General features: G+C 75.4%; 16 protein-coding genes. 13 read left to right on the forward strand and 3 right to left on the reverse strand.

Annotated elements, in window-relative coordinates:
* Positions 1–116: 116 nt before the first annotated feature.
* From BXA05_RS07195 to aspA, 3 genes are read left to right on the forward strand one after another with little or no spacing between them, the layout of a single operon-like run.
* Positions 117–2,567, forward strand: a complete 2,451-nt coding sequence (locus tag BXA05_RS07195) for a beta-xylosidase/alpha-l-arabinosidase (RefSeq protein ID WP_076404655.1) — start codon at positions 117–119, stop codon at positions 2,565–2,567.
* Positions 2,564–4,144 carry a glycoside hydrolase family 43 protein gene (locus BXA05_RS07200; RefSeq protein ID WP_076404452.1) on the forward strand — a complete coding sequence of 527 codons (1,581 nt, stop codon included), beginning with the start codon at positions 2,564–2,566 and terminating at the stop codon, positions 4,142–4,144. Before BXA05_RS07195 ends, BXA05_RS07200 begins: the two co-directional genes overlap by 4 nt.
* 48 nt (positions 4,145–4,192) lie before the next feature.
* Complete coding sequence (aspA, locus tag BXA05_RS07205) at positions 4,193–5,722, forward strand: aspartate ammonia-lyase (RefSeq protein WP_083711617.1); 1,530 nt, start codon at positions 4,193–4,195, stop codon at positions 5,720–5,722.
* An 80-nt stretch (positions 5,723–5,802) separates the two neighbouring features.
* Here the strand turns inward: aspA and BXA05_RS07210 are convergent, their stop codons facing one another.
* Positions 5,803–6,660, reverse strand: coding sequence for an META domain-containing protein (locus BXA05_RS07210; protein ID WP_076404453.1), 858 nt, complete (start codon positions 6,658–6,660; stop codon positions 5,803–5,805).
* A gap of 64 nt (positions 6,661–6,724) precedes the next feature.
* Complete coding sequence (locus tag BXA05_RS07215; RefSeq protein WP_143311100.1) at positions 6,725–7,903, reverse strand: APC family permease; 1,179 nt, start codon at positions 7,901–7,903, stop codon at positions 6,725–6,727.
* 270 nt (positions 7,904–8,173) lie between these two features.
* Here BXA05_RS07215 and BXA05_RS07220 point away from each other — a divergent pair, with 270 nt between their 5' ends.
* From BXA05_RS07220 to BXA05_RS07260, 9 genes are all read left to right on the forward strand, one after another.
* Positions 8,174–10,285 carry a hypothetical protein gene (locus tag BXA05_RS07220; RefSeq protein ID WP_143311079.1) on the forward strand — a complete coding sequence of 704 codons (2,112 nt, stop codon included), beginning with the start codon at positions 8,174–8,176 and terminating at the stop codon, positions 10,283–10,285.
* Between the two features lie 98 nt (positions 10,286–10,383).
* A complete protein-coding gene (locus tag BXA05_RS07225; protein ID WP_076404456.1) occupies positions 10,384–10,638 on the forward strand; it encodes a hypothetical protein in 255 nt (84 codons plus the stop codon).
* Positions 10,639–10,725: 87 nt separating this feature from the next.
* Complete coding sequence (locus BXA05_RS20680; RefSeq protein ID WP_076404457.1) at positions 10,726–11,679, forward strand: cold-shock protein; 954 nt, start codon at positions 10,726–10,728, stop codon at positions 11,677–11,679.
* A gap of 153 nt (positions 11,680–11,832) precedes the next feature.
* A complete protein-coding gene (locus BXA05_RS07235) occupies positions 11,833–13,227 on the forward strand; it encodes an alanine--tRNA ligase-related protein (RefSeq protein ID WP_076404458.1) in 1,395 nt (464 codons plus the stop codon).
* Positions 13,228–13,384: 157 nt separating this feature from the next.
* Positions 13,385–15,268: a molecular chaperone DnaK gene (dnaK, locus tag BXA05_RS07240; protein ID WP_021479837.1), complete on the forward strand. Its 1,884-nt coding sequence runs from the start codon at positions 13,385–13,387 to the stop codon at positions 15,266–15,268.
* The gene (gene grpE, locus BXA05_RS07245) at positions 15,265–15,927 is read left to right on the forward strand and encodes a nucleotide exchange factor GrpE (protein ID WP_051028412.1); all 663 of its coding nucleotides are present in this window, start codon (positions 15,265–15,267) and stop codon (positions 15,925–15,927) included. Before dnaK ends, grpE begins: the two co-directional genes overlap by 4 nt.
* Before the next feature lie 152 nt (positions 15,928–16,079).
* A complete protein-coding gene (locus BXA05_RS07250; RefSeq protein ID WP_061268842.1) occupies positions 16,080–17,069 on the forward strand; it encodes a DnaJ C-terminal domain-containing protein in 990 nt (329 codons plus the stop codon).
* A gap of 142 nt (positions 17,070–17,211) precedes the next feature.
* The gene (locus BXA05_RS07255) at positions 17,212–17,613 is read left to right on the forward strand and encodes a heat shock protein transcriptional repressor HspR (RefSeq protein WP_051028413.1); all 402 of its coding nucleotides are present in this window, start codon (positions 17,212–17,214) and stop codon (positions 17,611–17,613) included.
* Positions 17,614–17,771: 158 nt separating this feature from the next.
* Entirely contained in the window at positions 17,772–18,080 is a 309-nt protein-coding gene (locus BXA05_RS07260; protein WP_021482763.1) for a DUF1540 domain-containing protein, read from the forward strand.
* 107 nt (positions 18,081–18,187) lie between these two features.
* Here the strand turns inward: BXA05_RS07260 and BXA05_RS07265 are convergent, their stop codons facing one another.
* Positions 18,188–18,985, reverse strand: coding sequence for a hypothetical protein (locus tag BXA05_RS07265; RefSeq protein WP_244550407.1), 798 nt, complete (start codon positions 18,983–18,985; stop codon positions 18,188–18,190).
* A gap of 193 nt (positions 18,986–19,178) precedes the next feature.
* On the opposite strand from BXA05_RS07265, the gene BXA05_RS07270 reads away from it, so the two are divergent.
* Positions 19,179–24,230 carry a sigma-70 family RNA polymerase sigma factor gene (locus BXA05_RS07270; RefSeq protein WP_076404459.1) on the forward strand — a complete coding sequence of 1,684 codons (5,052 nt, stop codon included), beginning with the start codon at positions 19,179–19,181 and terminating at the stop codon, positions 24,228–24,230.
* The last annotated feature ends 4 nt before the right edge of the window (positions 24,231–24,234 follow it).

Below are 24,234 nucleotides of genomic sequence, written 5' to 3' on the forward strand. Positions count from 1 at the left end.
CACCGAAGGAGAACGGTCCCGTGACCGACGTCGTCCCTGCCGTCCCGACGGCACCCCTCGGCAGCCCGACCCCGGGCGCCGACCCCGCGCCGACCCCGCGCCCGGCACCCCCGCAGATGCCCACGGTCTCCGAGCGCGTGCGCGCGCTCCACGCGCGCATGACCCTCGACGAGAAGCTCGCGCAGCTCGTCGGCTACTGGCTCGACCAGAACGGCACCGTCGCCCCGATGCAGTCGGAGATGACGGCCGGCCAGGCCGACGGCGGCCGGCTCGCGGAGATCACGCAGCACGGGATCGGGCACTACACGCGCGTGTACGGCACGCGCCCCGTCGACCCGGCGGAGCGGGCGGCGTGGCTGTGGGCGGAGCAGCGGCGGCTGCGGACCGGGACCAGGCTGGGGATCCCGGCGATCGTGCACGAGGAGTGCCTCACGGGTCTCGCCGCGTGGCAGGCCGCGACGTACCCGACGCCGCTCGCGTGGGGCGCGTCGTTCGACCCGGACCTCGTCGAGGAGATGGCGCGCGAGGTAGGGGAGTCGATGCGCACGCTCGGCGTCCACCAGGGCCTCGCGCCCGTGCTCGACGTCGTGCGCGACCCGCGCTGGGGCCGCGTCGACGAGTGCGTCGGCGAGGACCCGTACCTCGTGGGCACGGTCGGCACGGCGTACGTGCGCGGCCTCCAGGACGCGGGCGTGCACGCGACGCTCAAGCACTTCGTCGGGTACTCGGGCTCCCGCGCGGGGCGCAACCACGCGCCCGTGAGCGCGGGGCCGCGCGAGCTCGCCGACGTCTACCTCCCGCCGTTCGAGATGGCGGTGCGCGACGGCGGTGCCCGGTCCGTCATGGCGTCGTACGTCGACGTCGACGGCGTGCCGCTGCACGCCAGCACCGAGCACCTCACCGAGGTGCTGCGCGAGCGCTGGGGGTTCGACGGCGTCGTCGTCGCCGACTACTTCGGCGTCGCGTTCCTCGAGGTGATGCACCGCGTGGCGGCCGACCGCGGGGAGGCGGCGGCGCAGGCGCTCCGGGCCGGCCTGGACGTCGAGCTGCCGACGGGCGACGCCTACCTCGCGCCGCTCGCCGAGCGCGTGCGGTCTGGGGCGCTCGACGAGGCGTGGGTCGACCGCGCCGTGCTGCGCCTGCTCACCCAGAAGGAGGAGCTCGGCCTGCTCGACCCCGGCGCCTACGCCGACGAGCCGCCGACCGCCGTCGACCTCGACACCCCGCGCCAGCGCGCGACCGCGCGCCGCCTCGCGCAGGAGTCGCTCGTGCTGCTCGCGAACGACGGCGTGCTCCCGCTCGTGCGGCCCGGGGCCGACGGCGCGCCGGCCGCCCCGCGGCGCGTCGCCGTCGTCGGGCCGGACGCCGACTCGGCCGAGGCGCTCATGGGCTGCTACTCGTTCGTCAACCACGTGCTCGCGCACCACCCGGGCACCCCGGCGGGCATCGAGCTGCCGACGGTGCTCGAGTCGCTGCGCGACGCGCTCGCCGGGGCGGGCACCGACGTCACGTACGTGCGCGGGTGCGCGGTCGAGGGCGACGACGTCACGGAGATCCCGGCCGCGGTCGACGCCGCGCGGGACGCGGACGTCGCGGTCGTCGTCGTGGGCGACGAGGCCGGGCTGTTCGGGCGCGGCACCGTCGGCGAGGGCAACGACGTCGAGTCGCTCGAGCTGCCCGGCGTGCAGCGACGGCTCGTCGAGGAGGTCGTCGCGACGGGCACGCCGGTCGTGCTCGTGCTGCTCACCGGCCGCCCCTACGCGATCGGCTGGGCCCTCGACGCGGGGTCGTCGCGCGGCGGCGTCCCGGCCGCCGTCGTGCAGGGCTTCTTCCCCGGCGAGGAGGGCGGGCGCGCCGTCGCGGACGTGCTCGTCGGCGCGGTGAACCCGTCGGGCCGCCTGCCCGTGTCGCTGCCCCGCGCGGGCGGCGCGCAGCCCTACTCCTACCTCCATCCGGTGCTCGGCGGGCCGTCCGACGTCACGTCCACCGACCCGACGCCGGTGCGGCCGTTCGGGTTCGGGCTGTCGTACACGCAGTTCGCGTACGCGGACCTCGAGGTCGACGCGGCCGTGGCGGCGGGCGGGACGTTCCGCGCCGCGGTCACCGTGACCAACACGGGCGCGGTGGCCGGGGCGGACGTCGTGCAGCTGTACGCGCGCGACGTCGTGGGCTCCGTGCCGCGGCCCGTCGCGCAGCTCCTCGGGTACGCGCGCGTCGACCTCGCTCCGGGCGAGTCGCGCCGCGTGACGTTCCGCGTCCCGACGACGCGGCTCGCGTTCTCCGACCGCCGCCTCGTGCGCGTGGTCGAGCCGGGCGACGTCGAGGTGTGGGTGGGCGCGCACGCGGCGGCCGTCGACTCCGCCCCCGGAGCGGGCGACCTCGGGTCGACGACCGGCGGCGCGATCGTCAACGAGTCCGCGCCGGCCGCGCGGCACGTGGTGCCGGGCGCGGCGACCGCGCGCGCGACGATCGCCGTCACGGGTCCCCTGCACGAGGTCACGGCCGCGGACGAGCGGCTCGTCGCCGTCGAGGTGTCCGCGCGCGTCGAGGCGGGGGAGCGCGCATGACGCGCGTCCAGAACCCGGTGCTGCCCGGGTGCAACCCCGACCCGTCGGTGTGCCGCGTCGGCGACGACTTCTACCTCGTCACCTCGACGTTCGAGTACCTGCCCGGCCTGCCGGTGCTGCGCAGCCGCGACCTCGCGACGTGGGAGCACGTGGGGGACGTCGTCGACCGGTCGGGGCAGCTCGACTACGACGGCATCCGGTCGTCGGGCGGCCTGTTCGCCCCGACGCTGCGCCACCACGACGGCACGTTCTGGCTCGTGTGCACGCTCGTGGACCCGGACGACGACACCCGCGGCGGCAACTTCGTCATGACGGCGACCGACCCGGCCGGGCCGTGGTCCGACCCGGTGTGGCTGCGCGACGAGGACGGCGAGCGGGTCGCGGGGATCGACCCGTCGATCTTCTTCGACGACGACGGCCGCGTCTGGCTGCACGGCACGCGTCTCGCGCCCGAGCCGGAGTGGTTCCACCAGACCGAGGTGTGGGTGCGCGAGCTCGACCCCGCGACGTGCACGCTCGTGGGCCCCGAGCACGTCGTGTGGACGGGGGCCGTGCGCGGCGCCGTCTGGGCCGAGGGGCCGCACCTGTACAAGGTCGACGGCACCTACTACCTGCTGGCGGCCGAGGGCGGGACGGACTTCCACCACGCGGTGTCCGTCGCGCGCGCGTCGTCGGTCACGGGGCCGTACGAGGGCAGCAAGGCCAACCCCGTGCTCACGCACCGGCACCTCGGGCGCGGGGTGGACGTCGTCGGCGTGGGCCACGCCGACCTCGTCGAGGCGCCCGACGGCTCGTGGTGGGCCGTGCTGCTCGCGATGCGCGTCTACGGCGGCTACCACTACCCGCTCGGCCGCGAGACGTTCCTCGTCCCCGTCGTGTGGGAGGACGGCTGGCCCGTCCTCGCGCCCGGCGAGGGCCGCGTGCCCGACGCCGTCGAGGTCCCCTTCGCGAGCCCGGCGCCCCGGACGGCGGTCCAGGGCGGGGCGAGCGGCGTCGTCCGCCCCGACGACCCGCGCTGGACGGCGGTGCGCGCCCTGCCGCGCGACGTCGCGACCCCGGCGGGCGAGGGCTGGGACCTCCCGGTGCGCCCGACGACGCTCGCCGAGCCGGGCGCGCCCGCGTTCCTCGGCGTGCGCCAGCAGCACCGCGACGTCGACGTGACGGTCACCGTGCAGGTCCCGGCCGCGGCGGGGGAGCGCGCGGGCGTCGTCGTGCGCCAGTCCGAGGACGACCACGTGCGGCTCCTCGTCGACGGCGGCCCGGGCGACGAGCGGCGCGTCGTCGCGGTGCACCGGCGCGGAGGCACGGACGCGGTGGCCGGAGAGACGACGGTGACCGCCGCCCCCGGGGAGCCGGTCGTCGTCGGGCTGCGCGTGCGCGGGCAGGACTACGGGCTCGTCGCCGGGCCCGCCGACGGGCCGGTCGTGGACGTCGCGACGGTCGACGGGCGCACGCTCGACAGCGCCGCCGCGGGCGGGTTCCTCGGGCTCTGGCTCGGCGTGCACGCGACGAGCGAGGGCCGCCCGAGCGCGTCCGTCGTGCGCGTCGAGCGCTTCGTGTACGAGCCGGTGGCCTGACGCGTCGCCCGGGCGTGCGGGAGCGTGCGGCCGGGCTACGGTCGGGGCATGTCGAGCGAACGGACACGCACCGAGGTGGACCTGCTGGGGCCGAAGGAGGTCCCGGCGGACGCCTACTACGGCGTCCACACGGTCCGCGCCATGGAGAACTTCCGCATCTCGGGGACGACGGTGAGCGACGTCCCCGAGATGGTGCGCGGCATGGTGATGGTCAAGAAGGCGTCGGCGCTCGCGAACCGTGAGCTGCGCACCATCCAGCGCGACGTCGCCGACGCGATCGTCGCCGCGTGCGACGTGATCCTGCGCCACGGGCGGTGCCTCGACCAGTTCCCGGTCGACGTGTTCCAGGGCGGGGCCGGGACGAGCGTCAACATGAACACCAACGAGGTCGTCGCGAACCTCGCGCTCGAGCTCGCCGGGTTCGAGAAGGGCCGCTACGACGTCATCAACCCCAACGACCACGTCAACCGCTCGCAGTCCACGAACGACGCCTACCCCACGGGTTTCCGCCTCGCGGTCCACGAGCTCGTCGCGCGGCTCCAGGACGAGGTGCGGCGGCTCGAGCGCGCGTTCGACGAGAAGGCGTCCGAGTTCGCGGACGTCCTGAAGATGGGGCGCACGCAGCTCCAGGACGCGGTCCCCATGAGCCTCGGCCAGGAGTTCGCCGGGTTCGCCGTGAACGTCGGGGAGGAGATCCGCCGGCTCGAGGTCGCGGGCGAGCTGCTGCTCGAGGTCAACCTCGGCGCGACCGCGATCGGCACCGGGCTCAACACCCCGCCCGGCTACCCGAAGGTCGCGACGCGCCGGCTCGCCGAGGTGAGCGGCCTGCACACCGTCCCGGCCGAGAACCTCGTCGAGGCGACCTACGACAACGGCGCCTACCTCGCCGTCCACTCCGCGCTCAAGCGGCTCGCGGCCAAGCTGTCGAAGATCTGCAACGACCTGCGCCTGCTGTCGTCGGGGCCGCGCGCGGGCCTCGGCGAGATCAACCTGCCCGAGCTCCAGGCCGGGTCGTCGATCATGCCCGCCAAGGTGAACCCCGTCATCCCCGAGGTCGTCAACCAGGTCTGCTTCAAGGTCATGGGCAACGACGTGACGATCACCCACGCCGCCGAGGCCGGGCAGCTCCAGCTCAACGTCATGGAGCCCGGGCTCGCGCAGTCGATGTTCGAGTCGCTGCACCTGCTGACCAACGCGTGCGTCGCGCTGCGCACCAAGTGCGTCACGGGCATCACGGCGAACGTCGAGGTCTGCCGCCGCCACGTGCTCGACTCCATCGGCATCGTCACGTACCTCAACGAGATCATCGGCCACCGCAACGGCGACCTCGTGGGCGCGGAGGCCGCCCGGACCGGGGCCTCCGTGCGCGACGTCGTGGTCGCGCGCGGCCTGCTCACGGCCGACGAGGTCGACGCCGTGCTCACGACCGAGAACTTCCTGCGCCCCCGCTACACCGGCCGCTACTACGCGCCCGACGAGCGCGGCCTGCCGCCCGCGGGCGAGGAGGGCGAGTCGTCACGCGTCGTCGAGTCCGACGACGCCACGGGCGCGCCCCCGGAGCCCGAGCCCGAGTCCTGAGGCCGAGGGCGACCTGCCCGCCGTCGGGTCGGCTCGAGGGCCGATCCCGCCGCTCGGGTCGATCGCGCGGCGGAGCGGCGTCATCCCCGGACGAGGCGAGCGATCTCCGTGCCGTCCGGGCCGACGAGCACCAGCCGACCGCCGTCCAGGCCGGCACGGGCTGCCGAGGCGACGTAGCCGGGGACGCTCTCTCCCTCGCACCACATCAGGGTCTGGAGGCCCGTGGTCGCGAGCAGCCGACCGCCGTCGTCCAGAGCCCACGCACCCCCGCCGCCGTTGCACCCGTCGGAGCCGGACCACGTCCCGTCCTCGCGGAAGACGACGTGCGGGTCGGTGGAGGAGCGCGCGGCCGGCTCCCACCGCCCGACGACGTCCCGCACCTCCGCGGGCGCGAGGCCGCCCGGCAGCGGCGCGGGCGGGTCGAACGCCGCCCGCACGTCGTCGGTCACCTCGGGGGCCCGCGCGAAGTGCTCCGCGGCGTCGGGGATCGGGGCCGGGGCGCCGTCGACCTGCAGCCCGGCGACGACGTCGCCGTCCGCGTCGAGCAGGCGCCAGCCCTCGCCGTCGGGCTCGTAGGCGACCACCGTGCGCAGCCACGGGACCTCGGGGATCCCCGCCGCGCCGCACGCCGCCGCGGCGGCGTACGGGTCCGAGGCGACGAAGGCCCGGCCCGCCGCCTCCCAGCCGCCCTTGACGTACGCGCCGCAGTCGCCCCACAGCATGTACTGCCCGGCGTCGAGCCGCAGCCACGTGTCGGGGCCCTCGCCGTCGGCCCCCGAGACCCGCCACATCCCGACCAGCCCGACGGGGTCCGCGCCGGACGCGCCCGGCGCCCCGGGAGTCGTGCCGTCGGGGGCGCCGCAGCCCGCGGCGAGACTGACCGCCAGGAGGGCGGCGATCGTCGCCGCGGACGCACGCACGGTCCGGTGTCCGCTCATACCTCGCTCGTGTCCCGGGGCTCGCGGGTCTTGCAGCCGTGCGCCGGGCGGAGCGGGACGGCGGCTACGACCGGACGCGCACGGCCCGCAGCGCGACGCCGACCGCGAGCACGACGACCCCCGCGACCACGCTCGGGACGGGCAGCGTGACGACGAGCGCGACGCACCCGAGCGCGCCGAGCACCGGGAGGACGCGCGGGTAGAGGCGGTGCGGCGCGGTCTGGCGCAGCGCGGAGAGGTTCGCGACGAGGTAGTAGACGAGCACCCCGAACGACGAGAACCCGATCGCGCCGCGCAGGTCCGTCGTGAGCACGAGCAGCACGACCGCCGCCCCGACCGCGAGCTCCGCGCGGTGCGGCACCCGGTGCACGGGGTGCACCGCGGCGAACCAGCCCGGCAGGTCGCCGGTGCGGGCCATCGCGAGCCCCGTGCGGCTCACCCCGGCCAGGAGGGCGAGGAGCGCGCCGGCGCTCGCGGCGACCGCGCCGACGCTCACGACCGGTCCCGCCCACGCCCACGGCCCGGCCGCGACGGCGTCGGCGAGCGGCGCGGCGGACGCGGCGAGCCGCGCGGGCCCGAGCACGGCGAGGAGCGTGACCGCCACGACGGCGTAGAGCACGACGACCGTCCCGAGCGACACGAGGACCGCGCGCGGGATGGTGCGGCGCGGGTCGCGTACCTCCTCGCCGAGCGTCGCGACGCGCGCGTACCCGGCGAACGCGAAGAACAGCAGCCCGGCGGCCTGGAGGACGCCGTACCAGCCGCCGTGCGCGCCGTCGGCGTCGAGGACGACGGACCATCGCGGCGTCGTCCCCGCGAGGCTCGCGACGACCGCCGTCGCGATCGCGAGCAGCGCGACCGCGACGATCCCGCGCGCGAGGCGGGCCGTGCGCGTCACGCCGCGGTAGCCGACCGCGGTGAGCACGACGACCGCCGCGGCGGCGACGGGACGCTCCCACCCGGGCGGTGCGGCGTACGCGGCGAGGACGAGCGCCATGGCGGCGCAGCTCGCCGTCTTCCCGACGACGAAGCCCCACCCCGCGACGTAGCCCCACCACGGGCCCAGGTGCTCGCGCCCGTACACGTACGTGCCGCCGGACGTCGGGTGCTGCGCGGCGAGCTGGGCCGACGACGTCGCGTTCGCGTACGCGACGACGGCGGCCAGGGCGAGGCCGACGAGCAGTCCCGTCCCCGCCGCAGCCGCTGCCGGCGCGAACGCCGAGAACACGCCCGCGCCGACCATGGACGCGAGCCCGACGACGACGGCGTCCGTCGTGCCGAGGCGGCGGGCGAGCGACGGCTGGCCGGGTGCGGTGGTCACCCGCACAGCGTGCCAGCACCAGGTGTCCACGAGGTGTCCGACGGCGGCCCCGCCACCGGCCCCGGGCGTGGTCCGGAGCGTCCCCGGGAGCCGGTACAGTTCCCGCCGGTGTCCCGTTCCGGTCGTCGTCGACCGGTCCCGACGAGCGGGGGGCGACGGGCTGTGCGCTTCGGCGAGGACGGCGGTGCAGGGGTGGTCTCAGGAGGGTCCGGCGACGGGCGGCGCGCGGGGCGGACGGCGTCGCGCGCGGTGCTCGTGGGGGTGCTCGCGGGCGCGGTCGTGGTGGGGGCGCCGGGGGTCGCGAGCGCGGACCCGGACGACGGGCTGTCGGAGACGTCGCACGTCCGCTACGAGGTGGACGGCACCGGCCCGGTCCGGGTCCGGGTGACGACGACGCTGCGCAACGAGCAGCCCGACAGCGGCCAGTACTTCTACTACTGGGACGCCTACGGCATCCCCGTGCCGGCGGGCGCGACGGACGTCACAGCGACGAGCGGCGGCGCCACCCTCCCCGTCACGCTGGAGCCGACGGAGGACCCGGCCACGAGCGCCGCGCGGGTCTCGTTCTCGCCCCTCAACTACGGGCGCGAGCGGACCGTGGAGTGGGCCTACACGATCCCGGGCGAGCCGATCCGCTCGGAGGGGTACACGCGCGTCGGGCCCGGGTACGCGACGTTCGCCGTCAGCGCGGCCGGCGACCCGGGGCAGGTCACCGTCGAGATCGTCACCCCGACGTCGATGGACTTCGACAGCACGTGGGACGGGTTCACCCCGGTCCTCGAGGGCACGACCCGGACGCACCGCGCGACGGAGAGCACCGACGACCTCGGCACGTGGTCGTTCGTCTCGCTCCGGGACCCGGCGCAGGTCGACACGACGACGGTCGACGCGGCGGGGACGGAGCTCGTGCTCGAGAGCTTCCCGGGCGACGCCGAGTGGAGCGCCTTCGTCGCGGAGCAGGTCGCCGCCGGGCTGCCCACGCTCGAGCGCGTCGTCGGGATGCCGTGGCCGGGGAACCTCGAGCGCATCCGCGAGGACGTGTCGCCCGAGGTGCTGGGGTACGCGTGGTTCGACCGCGGCTCCGGCGAGATCGTCATCCCCGAGGACCTCGACGCCGGGCTGCTCTTCCACGAGCTCTCGCACGCGTGGCTCGCCGGGGACCGGTTCGCGGACCGGTGGGTGTCCGAGGGCCTGGCCGAGGTCGTGGGGGAGCGCGTCGCGGCGCAGACGGGCGGCCCGACCGAGACGTTCCCGGCCCCCGCGCGCGACGCGGCCGAGGCGCTCCCGCTCGTCGCCTGGGCGGACGTCGACGTGCAGGACGGCGCCGACGCCACCGAGGAGTACGCGTACGCCGCCGCGTGGACGGCCGTCTCCGCGCTCGTCGGCGGGCTCGACGACGAGACGCTCGGGTCGCTCGTCGCCGCCGCGTACGCGGGGGAGAGCGCCTACGACGCCCCCGGCGAGCCGGGCCGTCCGGGCCTGACCGACGGCCGACGCTTCCTCGACCTCGTCGAGGTGCGCGGCGAGGTCGCCGACGCCCAGGCGGCCTACCGCGCGTGGGTCGCCGACGCCGACGAGACCGCCCTGCTCGACGCGCGGGGCCCGGCCAGGGAGGCCTACGTCGCCCTCGACGCGGCCGACGGCGCGTGGCTGCCGCCCGCGGGGCTGCGCACCGCGATGACGGACTGGGCGTTCGCGGACGCCGACGCGGCCCGGGAGGCGATCGGGCCCGACGCCGCCGCGGCCGCCGGCCAGGTCCAGCAGGCCGCCGACGACGCAGGCCTGCCCGACCCGGCCGCCGTGCGCACGCAGTACGAGAGCGCCCGCACCGCCGAGGAGTACGCCGCGCTCGCGACCGTGCTGCCGCGCACGGTCGAGGTCGTCGGGACGGTCGGCGACGCCGTCGCCGCGAGCACCGGCGGCGGGCCGTTCGCCGACCTCGGCCGCCTCCTGCTGGACGTCGACGGCTCGACCGCCGAGGCACGCGCCGCGCTCGACGCCGGCCGCCTCGACGAGGCCGACGCCGCGGCCGACGACGCGTCGTCGCGCGCCGCCGTCGCGCCGTGGGTCGGGATCGGTGCCGTGCTGCTCGTCGTCGCGGCGCTCGCCGGTGCGGTCGTGCTCGTGGTGCGCCGCCGTCGTGCGGCGGCCTCCGCCGCGCCCGCCGCGCCGGACGCGGACCCGGCGGTCGAGCAGGACTCGGCGCTCGAGCAGGACTCGGTGGTCGGGCAGGACTCGGTGGTCGACGGGACGGACGACCCGGCGGACGAGGGGAAGCCCGCCGTCCCCGCCGCGGCGCCGTAGCCCGCGGCCCGGGTGGTGAGCCCGGCGGGGCGACGTACGGTCGAGGGAGTGCGCCCGGTCGACCAGGCGGCCGGGCCGGAGACCAGGAGGGCCCGCTCATGACCGCGTCGCAGCCGCAGGACCGCCGGGGCACCGGCGACGAGCAGGACCGGCGGGACGAGCAGGAACCGGTCCGCGGCGAGCCGGACATCGGCACCGCGGGCGCGTTCCCCGCGCTCGCCAACGACTCGCTGCCGAAGGACCCCGAGGTCCCCACCGACGTCGACCCCGGCGACGAGCGGAGCTGGAGCGGCGACGACGTCGACGACCCGGGCACGGAGCCGGGCGGCGGCGCGTCGGGCACCGGCCGCTGACGTCTGCCGAGCGGTCCCGCGGCGCCGGGGCGCGGCGTCGTCGGGGACACTAGGAGCAGCACTGTCTGTCGATGCAAGGAGTCCTAGGTGCCCCAGGGAACAGTCCGATGGTTCGACGCCGACCGAGGGTTCGGCTTCATCGACCTCGGGAACGAGGCCGAGGACCTGTTCGTGCACGCGTCCGAGATCGTCGGTGACGACGGCCCGAAGCAGCTCCGCGAGGGGCAGGTCGTCGAGTTCGAGATGGGCACCGGCGACCGCGGCCCGCAGGCGCGGCGCGTCCGCGTGACGGGCGACCGCGCTGCCGACGCGCCCCTGGGCGTGCTCGGCACCGTCGTCTGGTACGAGCCGGCCAAGGGCTACGGCTTCGTCACGCCCGACGGGCGCAGCGACGAGATCTTCCTGCACAGCTCGGCCATCGTCGGGGGCGGCGTCGTCACGGAGGGGCAGCGCGTGGCGTTCCTCGTCGTCGAGGGCGAGAAGGGTCCGCAGGCGGACCACCTGCTGCCGCTCGGCGCGCAGGCCGCGCAGCCCGCGGCGGACGGCGCTGACGGCACCGTGTCCTGGTACGACGACGTCAAGGGCTTCGGCTTCGTCGCTCCCGACGGCGGCGGCGACGACGTCTTCGTGCACGTCAGCGCCCTGGGCCGCGGGCTCACCGAGCTCGCCGAGGGTGCGCGCGTGACCTACGACGTCGTCGAGGGCGACAAGGGGCCGAACGCCCGGAACGTGCAGCTCGTGGGTGGCTCCGGGCGCCCGGTTCCGGACCGCGGCCGACCGGGCTCGGACCGCGGCCGTCCGGGCTCGGACCGCGGTCGTCCGGCGTCCGGTGGTCGCGTGCGCGGCGGCGAGGGCACGGTCGCGCGGTACGACGCCGACCGCGGCTTCGGCTTCATCACGCCCGACGCCGGCGGCGAGGACCTGTTCGTGCACGTGTCCGTCGTGCGCGGCGGGGAGGAGCTCGAGGAGGGCGACCGGGTCCGGTTCAAGATCCGGCAGAGCGACCGCGGGCCGCAGGCCGACGGCGTCGAGCTCATCTGAGCGAGGGGCGGCGCGGCTCCCGTCGCCCCGCCCCGCCCCGCACCTGCCCCGCACCCGCCCCGCCGCGTCCCAGCGCGGCGGGGCGCGGTCGTCCTCGCCCGGCGCCGCGGGATTGCCCTGGAAGTCGGTGGTGCCGGTCCCTAGGGTCGACGGATGGACGCCCAGGAGATCCGCTCGGCCTACCTCGCCTTCTTCGCCGCCCGGGGGCACGCCGTGATCGAGCGAGCGCCCCTCGTCCTGCGCGAAGACCCGACGACCCTGTTCACGGGCGCGGGCATGCAGCCGCTGATGCCCTACCTGCTCGGCGTGCGCCCGCACGCCGCCGGGCGGCTCCTGGTCGACTCGCAGCCGTGCCTGCGGTCGCAGGACATCGACGAGGTCGGCGACCGACGGCACACGACCTTCTTCGAGATGCTGGGCAACTGGAGCCTCGGGTCGGCCGACGTCGAGCGGCAGGTCCGGTGGTTCGTCGACTTCCTCGCGCTCGTCGGCGTCGACCTCGCGCGCCTCTACGTCACGTGCTTCCGCGGCTCGGCGGAGCACGGGATCCCCCGGGACGACGCGGCGGTCCAGGCCTGGGTCACGGTGTTCGCCGAGCACGGCATCGAGGCGCCGGTCGTGGACGTGGGGTCCCGCGCGGACGGCGACCGCGACGGCATGCGCGGCGGCCGGGTCTTCCTCTACGACGCCGAGGAGAACTGGTGGAGCCGGGGAGGCGGCCTGGAGGGCACGCCCGTGGGCGACCCCTGCGGGCCGGACTCGGAGGTCTTCTACGACCTCGGACCGGAGCTCCACGACCCGTCGACCGGGGAGCCCCATCCGGCGAGCGAGGGAGGACGGTTCGTCGAGATCGGCAACCAGGTGTTCATGCGCTACCGCCGCACGAGCGAGGGCTTCGTCCTCCTCGACGAGCCGAGCATCGACTTCGGGGGCGGGCTGGAGCGCATCGCCGCCGCCGCGACGGCGACCCCCGACGTGTTCGACGTGAGCCTGCTGCGCCCCCTGGTCGACCGGCTCGAGGACCTGAGCGGTCGCACCTACGAGGACGACCCGCGCCCGTTCCGTGTGATCGCGGACCACGTGCGCGCCGCGACGTTCCTCGCCGCCGACGGCGTGCGGCCGAGCAACAAGGCGCACGGGTACGTGCTGCGGCGGCTCGTGCGCCGGGCCGTGGTGCACGCGCTCCGGCTCGGGCTGGAGGACCGGTTCGTCGACGCCCTCGTCGCCGTCGTGGCCGAGTCGTACCGCGACGCCTACCCGAACCTGGTCGAGCAGCACGAGGAGCTGAGCGGCGTGCTGCGGGACGAGGAGTCGCGTTTCCGGCGCACGGTGCACCGAGGGCTCCGAGAGCTCGACAGGCTCCGGGGCACGACCGTCACGGGCGACCACCTGTTCGTGCTCGCCGACACCTGGGGCTTCCCCGTCGAGCTGGCGGTCGACGAGGTCCGCCGCCGCGACATGGCCCTCGCCGCCGACTGGCAGGAGGGCTACGCGGAGCAGCGCGCGCGCCAGCAGGCGCGGTCCCGGGCGGCCGCGAGCGGGGAATAGTGCGGGTCGCGTGAAGGTTGAGCCTGATGGACTCAAGTTGAGCCGGGTGAGGTTGCGCGAGCACCGACCACGGATCTACCTTGAGTGAAGCAGACTCAACCCGGTGTGCCGAGGCGCAGCAGCGCCGTCGGGCACCCAGAACGACGGAGGCACACACATGGCACGAGCAGTCGGGATCGACCTCGGCACCACCAACTCGGTGGTCGCCGTCCTCGAGGGCGGAGAGCCCACGGTCATCGCGAACGCCGAGGGGTCGCGCACGACGCCGTCGGTGGTCGCCTTCTCCAAGACCGGCGAGGTCCTCGTCGGCGAGGTCGCCAAGCGCCAGGCGGTCACGAACGTCGACCGCACCATCAGCTCGGTGAAGCGCCACATGGGCACCGACTGGTCGGTGGAGATCGACGACAAGAAGTACACCGCGCAGGAGATCTCCGCGCGCATCCTGGGCAAGCTCAAGCGCGACGCCGAGGAGTACCTGGGCGAGCCCGTCACGGACGCGGTCGTCACCGTCCCGGCGTACTTCAACGACGCCGAGCGCCAGGCGACCAAGGACGCCGGGCAGATCGCGGGCCTCAACGTGACCCGCATCGTCAACGAGCCCACCGCGGCCGCGCTCGCCTACGGCCTGGAGAAGGGCAAGGAGGACGAGCTCATCCTCGTCTTCGACCTGGGCGGCGGCACGTTCGACGTCTCGCTCCTCGAGGTCGGCAAGGACGAGGACGACTTCTCCACGATCCAGGTCCGCGCGACCTCGGGCGACAACCGCCTCGGTGGCGACGACTGGGACAACCGCATCGTCGAGCACCTCATCAAGCAGGTGAAGAACAGCTCGGGCGTCGACCTGTCGAAGGACAAGATCGCGCTCCAGCGTCTGCGCGAGGCCGCCGAGCAGGCGAAGAAGGAGCTCTCGTCCGCGACGAGCACCACCATCTCGATGCAGTACCTCTCGATGAGCGAGAACGGCCCGATCCACCTGGACGAGAAGCTCACGCGCGCCCAGTTCCAGCAGATGACGCAGGACCTCCTCGACCGGACGAAGGCCCCGTTCCACAAGGTCATCTCCGACGCGGGCGTCTCCGTCTCCGACATCGACCACGTCGTGCTCGTGGGTGGCTCCACCCGCATGCCGGCCGTGACCGACGTCGTCAAGGAGCTCACGGGCGGCAAGGAGCCGAACAAGGGCGTCAACCCGGACGAGGTCGTCGCCGTCGGCGCGGCCCTGCAGGCCGGCGTCATCTCCGGTGACCGCAAGGACGTCCTGCTCATCGACGTGACCCCGCTGTCCCTCGGCATCGAGACCAAGGGCGGTGTGATGACCAAGCTCATCGAGCGGAACACGGCCATCCCGACCAAGCGCAGCGAGATCTTCTCGACGGCCGAGGACAACCAGCCGTCGGTGCTCATCCAGGTGTTCCAGGGCGAGCGCGAGTTCGCGCGCGACAACAAGCCGCTCGGCACGTTCGAGCTGACCGGCATCGCGCCGGCCCCGCGCGGCGTGCCGCAGATCGAGGTCACCTTCGACATCGACGCGAACGGCATCGTCCACGTCGGCGCGAAGGACCGCGGCACCGGCAAGGAGCAGAAGATGACCATCACGGGTGGCTCGGCGCTGCCCAAGGAGGACATCGACCGCATGGTCAAGGAGGCCGAGGAGCACGCGGCCGAGGACAAGAAGCGTCGCGAGGACGCGGAGACCCGCAACCAGGCCGAGGCGTTCGTCTACTCGACCGAGAAGCTCGTCTCCGAGAACAAGGAGAAGCTCCCGGCCGACGTCGTCACCGAGGTCGAGGCCGACATCGCGTCGGTCAAGTCCGCGCTCGAGGGCGAGGACGCCGACGCCGTGAAGACCGCGCACGAGAAGCTCGTCGCGTCCTCGCAGAAGATCGGCCAGGCGCTCTACGCCTCGGCCGAGCAGGAGCAGGCCGCCGGCAACCCCGGCGCCGCGCAGGACGACGCCACCGCCGCGGCGGGCGCGACGTCCGCCCCGGACGAGGACGTCGTCGACGCCGAGATCGTGGACGAGGAGGACGAGCGCAAGTGACGGCCGACGGACCGACCGACCCGCAGGGCCCCGAGGAGCAGGCCGGGCGCGAGCCCGGCCAGGGCTCCGACGACAAGCCCTTCCAGTTCACGGACAAGCGCAAGGTCGACCCGGAGAGCGGTCGGCCCCGCCCCGAGGGCGAGGCCGGCGGCTCCGCGGGCGACGACGCGGAGACGGACCCGCTCGCGGGCCTCGACTTCGAGCCGTCCGACGAGGCCGGGGTCGACGCCGCGGTCCTCGCGGCGAAGGCCGAGGCCGCGGAGCACCTCGACGCGCTCCAGCGCGAGCGGGCCAGCTTCACGAACTACCGCAACCGGTCGCTGCGCGACCAGGAGGCCGCGCGCACGAAGGGGATCGAGGACGTGCTCACCGCGCTCCTGCCGGTCCTCGACGACATCGACCGCGCGCGGCAGCACGGCGAGCTGACGGGGCCGTTCGCGGCCATCGCCGACAAGCTCGACGCGTCGCTCGAGAAGTTCGGGATCGAGCGCTACGGCGCGGTCGGGGACGAGTTCGACCCCACCGTCCACGAGGCGCTCATGCACCAGCCCGACCCCGAGGCCACCGCCACCACGGTGAACCTCGTCATCGAGCCGGGCTACCGGATCGGGGAGCGGGTCGTGCGCGCCGCGCGCGTCTCGGTCGTCGGCCCGCAGTAGCCACCCCTTCCTCGTGCCCGACGGCGCGGGTGCACCTCCCGCGCGGAGGTGCGCTCCGCCGTCGGGCACGCGAGGATCACCACCAGCAGACCACCGGCAGCAGCCACGGAACGAAGGACCAGGACCACGACCACCGACAGGAGGGAGGCGCCGTGACCGGACAGGACTGGATGGAGAAGGACTTCTACGCCGCGCTCGGCGTCCCCAAGGACGCCGACGACGCCGCGATCAAGAAGGCCTACCGCAAGCTCGCCCGCAAGTACCACCCCGACCAGAACCAGGGTGACGCGAGCGCCGAGGCCAAGTTCAAGGAGATCGGCGAGGCGTACGCCGTGCTGTCGGACCCCAAGGAGCGCGAGCAGTACGACGCGATCCGGGCGATGGCGGGCGGGGGCGCGCGCTTCTCCGCGGGCCCCGGCGGTGCCGGGGGAGCGGGCTTCGAGGACGTCTTCGGCGGCATGTTCGGCGGCGGGGGTCCGGGCGGGACCCGGGTCCGCTACTCGACCGGCGGCCAGGGCGCGGGCGGGTTCGAGGACATCCTCGGCTCGATGTTCGGCGGCGGGGCGGGCCAGCAGTTCGGCGGCCCCCGGCCCCGCGCGGGCGCCGACCTCGCGGCGGCCACGACCCTGCCGTTCCGGCAGGCGGTCGAGGGGTCTACCGTGACGTTCACCGTCGACGGCCGCACGGTCACGACGCGCATCCCGCCGGGCGTCCGCGACGGCCAGAAGATCCGGCTGCGCGGCAAGGGCCGCCCCGGCACGGCCGGCGGGCCCGACGGCGACCTCGTCGTCACCGTGCACGTCACCCCGCACCCGGTGTTCTCGCTCGACGGGAACAACCTGCGGATCACGGTCCCGGTGACGTTCCCCGAGGCCGCGCTCGGCGCCACCATCGCCGTGCCGACGCTCGACGGCTCGACCGTCAAGGTCAAGGTGCCGGCCGGCACGCCCTCGGGGCGCACGCTGCGCGTTCGCGGCCGCGGCGTGAAGACCGCGAAGTCGACCGGCGACCTGCTCGTCACGGTCCAGGTCGCCGTGCCGCAGAAGCTCTCGAAGGCCGCGCGCGAGGCCGTCGAGACGTTCGCCGCCGAGACCGCCGGCCAGGACGTGCGCGCCGACCTGGTCCGCCAGGCCGCGGAGTGAGGGGGCGACCATGATGCCCCAGCAGGAAACTCATCATCTCTCGATCGGTGGGGACGCGGGGGGCGTCGGGCGCGCTCCCGCGAGCGACGTCGACCAGGACGCGCCCGTCCTCGTCATCTCGCAGGCCGCCGCGCTCGCGGGCATGCACCCGCAGACGCTGCGCCAGTACGACCGCCTCGGCCTCGTGGTGCCGCGCCGCACCGCGGGCCGGGGGCGGCGGTACTCGCTGCGCGACGTCGCGAAGCTGCTCGAGGTGCAGCGCCTCAGCCACGACGAGGGCATCAACCTCGCGGGCATCCAGCGGATCCTCGCCCTCGAGTCCCAGGTCGAGCGGCTCGAGCGGCGCATCGAGGCGCTCTCGGCGCGCGTCGAGCCGGGCGGCCGCGTGTTCGCCGCCGCGGCGAGCGGCGACGTCGTCGTCGTGCCGCGTGGGCGCAGCGTGCGGCGCGGGGTCGAGGAGGCCCTGCGCGAGACGCTCGTCGAGCACGGCGAGGCGCGCGCGCTCGTCATCTGGCGGCCCCGGGCCGACGGCACCGACAACTGACCTGCGGCGCGGCATTTCCGCAAGAATGCCGTGCGCTAATTGCGGCGCATTCCTGCATTTCTTAGCAAGGCCTTCCTTGCTATACACCGAGGAATTCCGGGAATACCGTGGAACGCGGAGACCGACCCACGGCGGGTCCTCGGAGACAGGAGATCGCGATGAGCAGCCTCACGGAGATGCCCCAGGTCGTCGAGTGTTCCATCGACGGCTGCGGCTACAACCACGACCACGGGTGCCACGCGGGCGCCGTGACGATCGCCGGTCACACGGGCGACGCCGAGTGCGCCACGTTCATCCCGCTGGGCACGAAGGGCGGGCTGGAGAAGGTGCTCGCGCACGTCGGGGCCTGCCAGCGCACGGAGTGCGTCCACAACGCCTCGCTCGAGTGCTCCGCACCGTCGATCCGCGTCGGGGCGGGCGCGTCCGGCGAGGACCGCGCCGACTGCCTCACCTTCACGCCGCGCTGACGCGCGGTCGCCGCCTCGCTCGCGGGCGGTCGGTCACCCGCCGGCCGCAGACGCCCCCGGACGCCCCGGACCACGTGCTCGCCCGCGTGGGACGGGGCGTCGCTGTGTCAGCGCTGGAGCGTGTCGAGGAGCTGGACCGCCGCCGTGTGGGTGCGGGGGAGCGGTTCGAGCCACACGCGCGGCGGCCTGCGCAGGATGGCCGTGACGCCCAGCGCGAGACCGGTGCGCTCGATGTTGTGGCGGAGCACGGTGCGCACCATGGCGTCGTCCGCGTCCCGCTCGCCGAGCACGACGAAGAGCCCGTTGCCGATCGAGGCCATGGGGTGGCCCTCGCCGAACGTGTGGGTGAGCGCGCGGCCCATCGCCGCCGAGCGCGCGAACCGCTGCCACCCCGTGAGGTCGTCGAGCGCGACGTCGACGATGAGCAGCCCGTGGGTCTGGGTCGCGTCCACGCCCGCGCGCTCGGCCGCGCCGTACGTCTCGCGGAGCCGGTGCACCAGGTACTGGGTCGTCGCGAGGCCGGACTCCGGGTCCAGGACCTCCGGTGCCACGGGGCTGGCCTCGTACCCCTCGGACCAGCCGACCGCCACGCCGCGGACCAGGTCGACGACCGGCTCGCGGTCGTGGGCGCGGTACAGGCAGACGACGTCGTCGATGGCCTCGCCGATCCCCACCCCGGCCTCCGCGCGGACGCGGCCGAGCCGCTCGGCGGCGGGCGTCGCGTCCCGCTCCTCGCACAACGCCTCGACGAGCGCGTCGACGGCAGGGTGGTACCAGTCGCCCGGCCGTAGCCAGACGCTGTCGGCGCTCGCGCGCCGCCACCGCTCGCGCACGGCGTCGGTCGCGGGCACGGCGTACCCCTGGAGGTGGTCCATGTAGATGAGACGTGCGGGCGAGCCGTCCATGACGCGGGAACCGCGAGGAGTTTCCAGGACCTCACGTCCCGGGTGAAAGGGGACGAAAGCCTGAAAGCGTCGCCGTTCCCGTTCCGGTGGCGGGAACCCTCTGCCCGTGAGATGGACGGGCGTCTACTATGGCCACCGTAGCCTCGGTTCGGGGCGGTCTCCGGGGCGGGTGACGATGACGCAGGCACAACGGGTGGACAGCGAGGCGTTCAGCGACGCCGAGCTCATCACCGCCGTACGTGCAGGGGACACGAGCGCCTACGGCGTGCTCTACGAGCGGCACGCCAGCGCCGCGCGCACGGTCGCGCGCCAGTACGTCCGGTCGAGCGCCGACGCCGACGACGTCGTGTCCGACGCGTTCGCCCGCACGCTCTCCGTGCTGCAGAACGGCGGCGGCCCGGACGTCACGTTCCGCGCCTACCTCTTCACGGTCGTGCGCCGTCTGTCGTACGACCTCGTCAGCGGGGCCCGACGCACGCAGCCGACCGACGACGAGCGCACGTTCGAGTCCGCGTTCGGCCCGATGGCCTCGACGGAGGACCCGACCCTCGAGGGCTTCGAGCGCTCGACGGTCACGCGCGCCTACCAGGACCTGCCGGAGCGGTGGCGTGCCGTGCTCTGGTACACCGAGGTCGAGAACCTGTCCCCGGCCGAGATCGCCCCGCTGCTGGGCCTCACCGCGAACGGCGTCTCCGCGCTCGCGTACCGCGCCCGCGAGGGGCTGCGCCAGGCGTACCTCCAGCAGCACCTCACGTCCGTGCCCGCCGAGGAGTGCCGCACGGTCAACGCGCTCCTCGGGTCGTACGTGCGCGGGGGGCTCGCCAAGCGCGAGACGGCGCGCGTCGAGTCGCACCTCGAGGGCTGCGACGACTGCCGCGGGCTCGTGCTCGAGCTGGGCGACGTCTCCCACGGCATGCGCGCCGTCATCGCCCCGCTCGTGCTCGGCGTGGGCGCGCTCGGTCTCGTCGGGACGGCGCTGCCCACCACGGGTGGCGCGGCGGTCGCCGGCGGGCTCGCGGCCGCGCTCCAGGGTGCGTCGGGCAGCGGGACGGCGAGCGGCTCGAGCGCCGGTGGGTCGGGCGGCGCGGGCGGGTCGAGCGCCGGCGGGTCGAGCGCCGGAGGATCGGGCGCCGGTGGGTCCGGCCCGGCGGGCGGTTCAAGTGCTGCCGGCGGGTCCGGCGCGGCGGGTGGGTCCGGTGCGGCGACCGGGGCCGGGGCCGGCGCGGGCGTCGGCGGCGGCGCCGGCGCGGGCGCCGCCGGGACCGGCGTGATCGGCGGGGCCGGCGCGGCGGCGGGAGCCGTCGGCGCCGCGGGCAGCGTCGCCGGAGGCGCGGCCGGTGCGGGCGCGGGTGCCGGGGCTGCTGCGGTGGGCGGAGCGGCGGCCGTCGGCGGTGCGGCGGCGGGCGGCGGCGCCCTGGCCGCGGCCGGGGCCGGAGGCCTGCTCGCGCTGGTCGCGTCCGCGCCGATCGCCGCGGCGGCGGTGACCGTGGGCGTGCTCGCGGTCGCCGGGCTGGGCGTCGCGGGCGCGCTCGGAGCCTTCACCCCCGACCCCACGCCGTCACCGACCTCGCAGTCGTCCCCGACGCCGTCCGGCTCGTCCCCCTCTCCGTCGCCCTCGCCGAGCTCGGGCACGACCGCCCCGACGCCCGACCCCACGACGGACCCGACGTCCCCCACCAACATCCCGCCGGCGCCGACGGACCCCGCCACCCCCGACGCGACGACGGCTCCGTCTGCGGATGGGGGCGCACCCGGCGGGACGAGCCCGGTCGGCTCGACGCCCACCGACCCGGCTCCCGGCGGCTCGACCCCCGTCGACCCGGGGACCGGCGAGCCGACGCCCGTCGACCCGCCGCCAGAGCCGGCTCCGGCCGCGCTCGACGTCGCGCTCGGGACCGGCATCGAGATGGAGGCGCGCAAGCCCGCCGACGTGCGCCTGACGGTGTCGAACTCGGGCGGGAGGGCGGCGCAGAACGTCACGGTCGAGGTCGACCTGCCGGCCGGCGTCGAGGCCGTCACGTCGTCGGTCGTCGCGCGCGGCGCGTCGGTCGTGCCCGTGCTGCGCACGGCTGCGCTCCCGTGCGGGCCTGCAGCTGCGGGCGGGACGCTCGCGTGCGCGGTGGGCGTGCTCGCGCCCGGCGAGGCGCGCGACCTCGTCGTCACGGTCACGGCCCGGGGCGGCGGCGTCTACGAGTTCCCGGCGCGCGTGAAGGCGGAGGGCCTGCGCACGGTGGAGCGCAACCTCACGCCGCCGCCGCTGAAGTACGTCGGCGCGGAGGTCCGGCTCGACGACGAGCGCGTGACGCTCGCGGCGAACCCCGGGTCCGCGACGCTCACGCTCACGGCCGCCAACACCGGCGACCGTGATGCCCAGGGCGTCCGCTTCACCGTGCCCGAGCTGCCGAAGGGGCTGTCCCTCCGGCCTGTCGACGACGACTGGACCTGCACCACCCCGACGCGGGGCGCCGCGCTCGAGTGTGCGAGCGACACGGTGCTGCCCGCTCCGGCGCGCGGCGCGTCTGCGGGCCGCCCGGTGGAGCTGACCGTCGAGCTGCGCGCCGAAGACGGGTTCACGCCCGAGTTCCAGCAGCGCGACGACGGCGCGCTCCGCGTGCTCCCCGCGGACGTGCCCGTCGAGGTGCGGGCCGGAGCCGACGACCAGGCAGTCACGGCGAGCCGCACCCTGAGCGCGGCGGTGCCGCTCGCGTGGCTCGGGGCCGACGACGTCCAGGTCCGCGCGGAGAACGCGGGCGGCGCGGTGCGGTTCGTCGCCGACCTGACGAACGGGACGGGGACCCCTGTCACGGTCGGCCTCGTCGCGCCCGACACGCCCGCGTGGCGCGCGGCCGACCTCCCCGGGCGCGCGAGCGTGGGGGAGAACGCCTCGCTGGTCGTCGACGTCAACGCGCCTGCGGTGCCCGCGAGCATGCTCCTGCTCTCGCAGGAGAGGCTGCTCGTCGGCCCGGGTGGCGGGACGGTCGTCTCGCGGCCGCCGAGCGATCTCGCGCTCGCGCTCGGCCGCCAGGCGATCGCGCCGACGGTCGCGGAGCCGACGGTCGCACGGTGCGTGTTCGACCCGGAGACGGACACGTCGACCGTGCCGGTGACGCTGCACCTGGACAACGCGGCATCAACGGTGCCGGTGACGTTCTCGGTCGTCGGCCGTGACGACCTCACCGCGACGCTCGCGGGTGGCGAGACGCGTGACGTCGTCGTGCCCGGGGGTGTCGGTGCGCAGGGCGCGACGTTCGCGGTCGTCGCGGACGGGGAGACCGTCGCGCGGCACGTGGTCGACGGCGTCGACTGCTTCGACTGGCGCGTCGAGGGCACGGCGGCGGCGGAGTGGGCGCCCACCGAGGGCGGCGGCTCCGTCGTGGTGAGCGGGACCTTCCGCAACGACCACGCGGCGGTGACGCTGCGCGTGGCCCTGGACGGCGGAGACCTCGGCACGACGCGCGCCGTCGACGTCGCGCCCGGCGCGGAGGCCGTGCTGACCCTCGACACCGGATCCCGGCAGGTCGCCGCGGGCGAGGTCGCGTTCCGCGTCTCCCGGCTCGACGGCTCGGGCAGGTCGCACGTCGTGACCGCCGCGTACGACGCCATGCGGCACGCGCCCGCGGTGGACGCGCCGACCGTCGGGGCGTGCGTGCTCGACCCGGCGACCGAGCGGTCCTCCGCCCCGGTCGCGCTGCGCTACGACAACACGCGCTCGACCGTCCCCGTGGTGTTCGCCGTCGCCGGTCGCGACGACCTGACGCGCACGGTCGACGGCGGCCGGGACGCCGTCGTCGACGTGCCCGGCGGTGTCGGGGAAGCGTCGCTGACGCTCGACGTGCTCGCCGACGGCGCGGCCCTCGCGAGCCACGAGGTCCCGGGCGTCGACTGCTTCGACTGGTCCGTCGCGGACGGCTCCGCGGCGGCGACCGCCACGTGGGTCGTGCCGGACGGTGCGGGCGCCGGCTCGACGGTCGTGCGCGGGACGTTCCACAACCCGTACCGGGCGACGACGCTGCGGGTCACGATGACGACGCCGTACGGCGGCGCCGCGCCCGTGGAGGTCGCTCCGGGCGCGACCGAGACGCTCGCCGTCGACACCCGCGTGCGGGACGTCCCGGCGGGGACGGCCACGTTCGCGGTCGAGCGGGTTCACGCCCCCGGCCTGGCGGGGAGCACGGTGACCGCGTCGTACGCAGCGACGACCTACGCGCCGTCGTGGGCGCGCACGGCGACGGTCGAGGCGCGCTGGCAGGACGGCTCGATCCGGCTCGTCGGCACTCTCACGAACGACACGGCGGAGACGCTCGACGCCCGGATGCTCGGCGGCGCGCTCGGGGACTCCGCCCCGGTGAACGGCATCAGACCGGGGGAGACGGCGACGTTCACGATCGACACGGGGAAGCTCGACGTCAAGGCCGGGAAGGTGACCTTCCGCCAGTACCGCTGGGTGCTCGGCAAGGGCTTCCAGGACTCCACCCTCGCGGCGACCTACCGGGGAGCGGCGTACGTGCCCGACTGGGCGGCGACCCTCACGGCGACGACGCAGTGCGCGCCCGGCGGGGGCGGGGTGGTGCTCACGACCGGTCTGCGGAACGACGCCGACGAGCCGACCCGCGTCGTCGTCCGCACCCCGTTCGGCACGCGCGACCTCGGCGAGGTCGCGCCGGGTGCGAGCGCGAGCGTCGACCTGCCCGCGGGCGCCCTCGCGGTGCGGTCCGGTGCGGTGACGTTCGAGCTGTCGCGCACGGTCCTCGGCACCCCGTTCGCGGAGACGGTGACGGCCCGGTTCGACGCGCTCGACTGCGCGGTCGTGGCGCCCGGCGGCAGCCTCGTCCTCGGTGACCCGTACTACGACGCGAAGCGTGGTGACTCGTTCCGCACGGTGTCCGTGCTCCTCGACAACGCGGGCTCCAACGTCCCGCTGACCTTCCGGGTCACCGGGCAGGCGAAGGGCCAGTGGGACCTCGCGGCCGGCGAGCGCCGCACGGTGGCGCTGGGCGAGGCCTCCGGGTCCGGGGCGAAGTACGTCCTGCACGCGGGATCGTGGTCCGAGCAGCTCGTGGTCGACCCCTTCAGCGCGGCGCCCGCGTGCTACGCCGCGTGGGAGGTCGACGAGTGGTACGGCTTCGGCGACAAGGTGTCCTACGGCGGCTGGAACTACACGGCGCGGATCGCGAACGTCCTCATCCGGCCCGACCGTGACCCGCTCGGGGTGATCTGGCAGCGCGAGGCCCGCTGCGCGGGCTGACGCA

The sequence above is a fragment of the Cellulosimicrobium funkei genome, from assembly GCF_900155925.1.
In the GTDB taxonomy this organism is placed as follows: domain Bacteria; phylum Actinomycetota; class Actinomycetes; order Actinomycetales; family Cellulomonadaceae; genus Cellulosimicrobium; species Cellulosimicrobium funkei.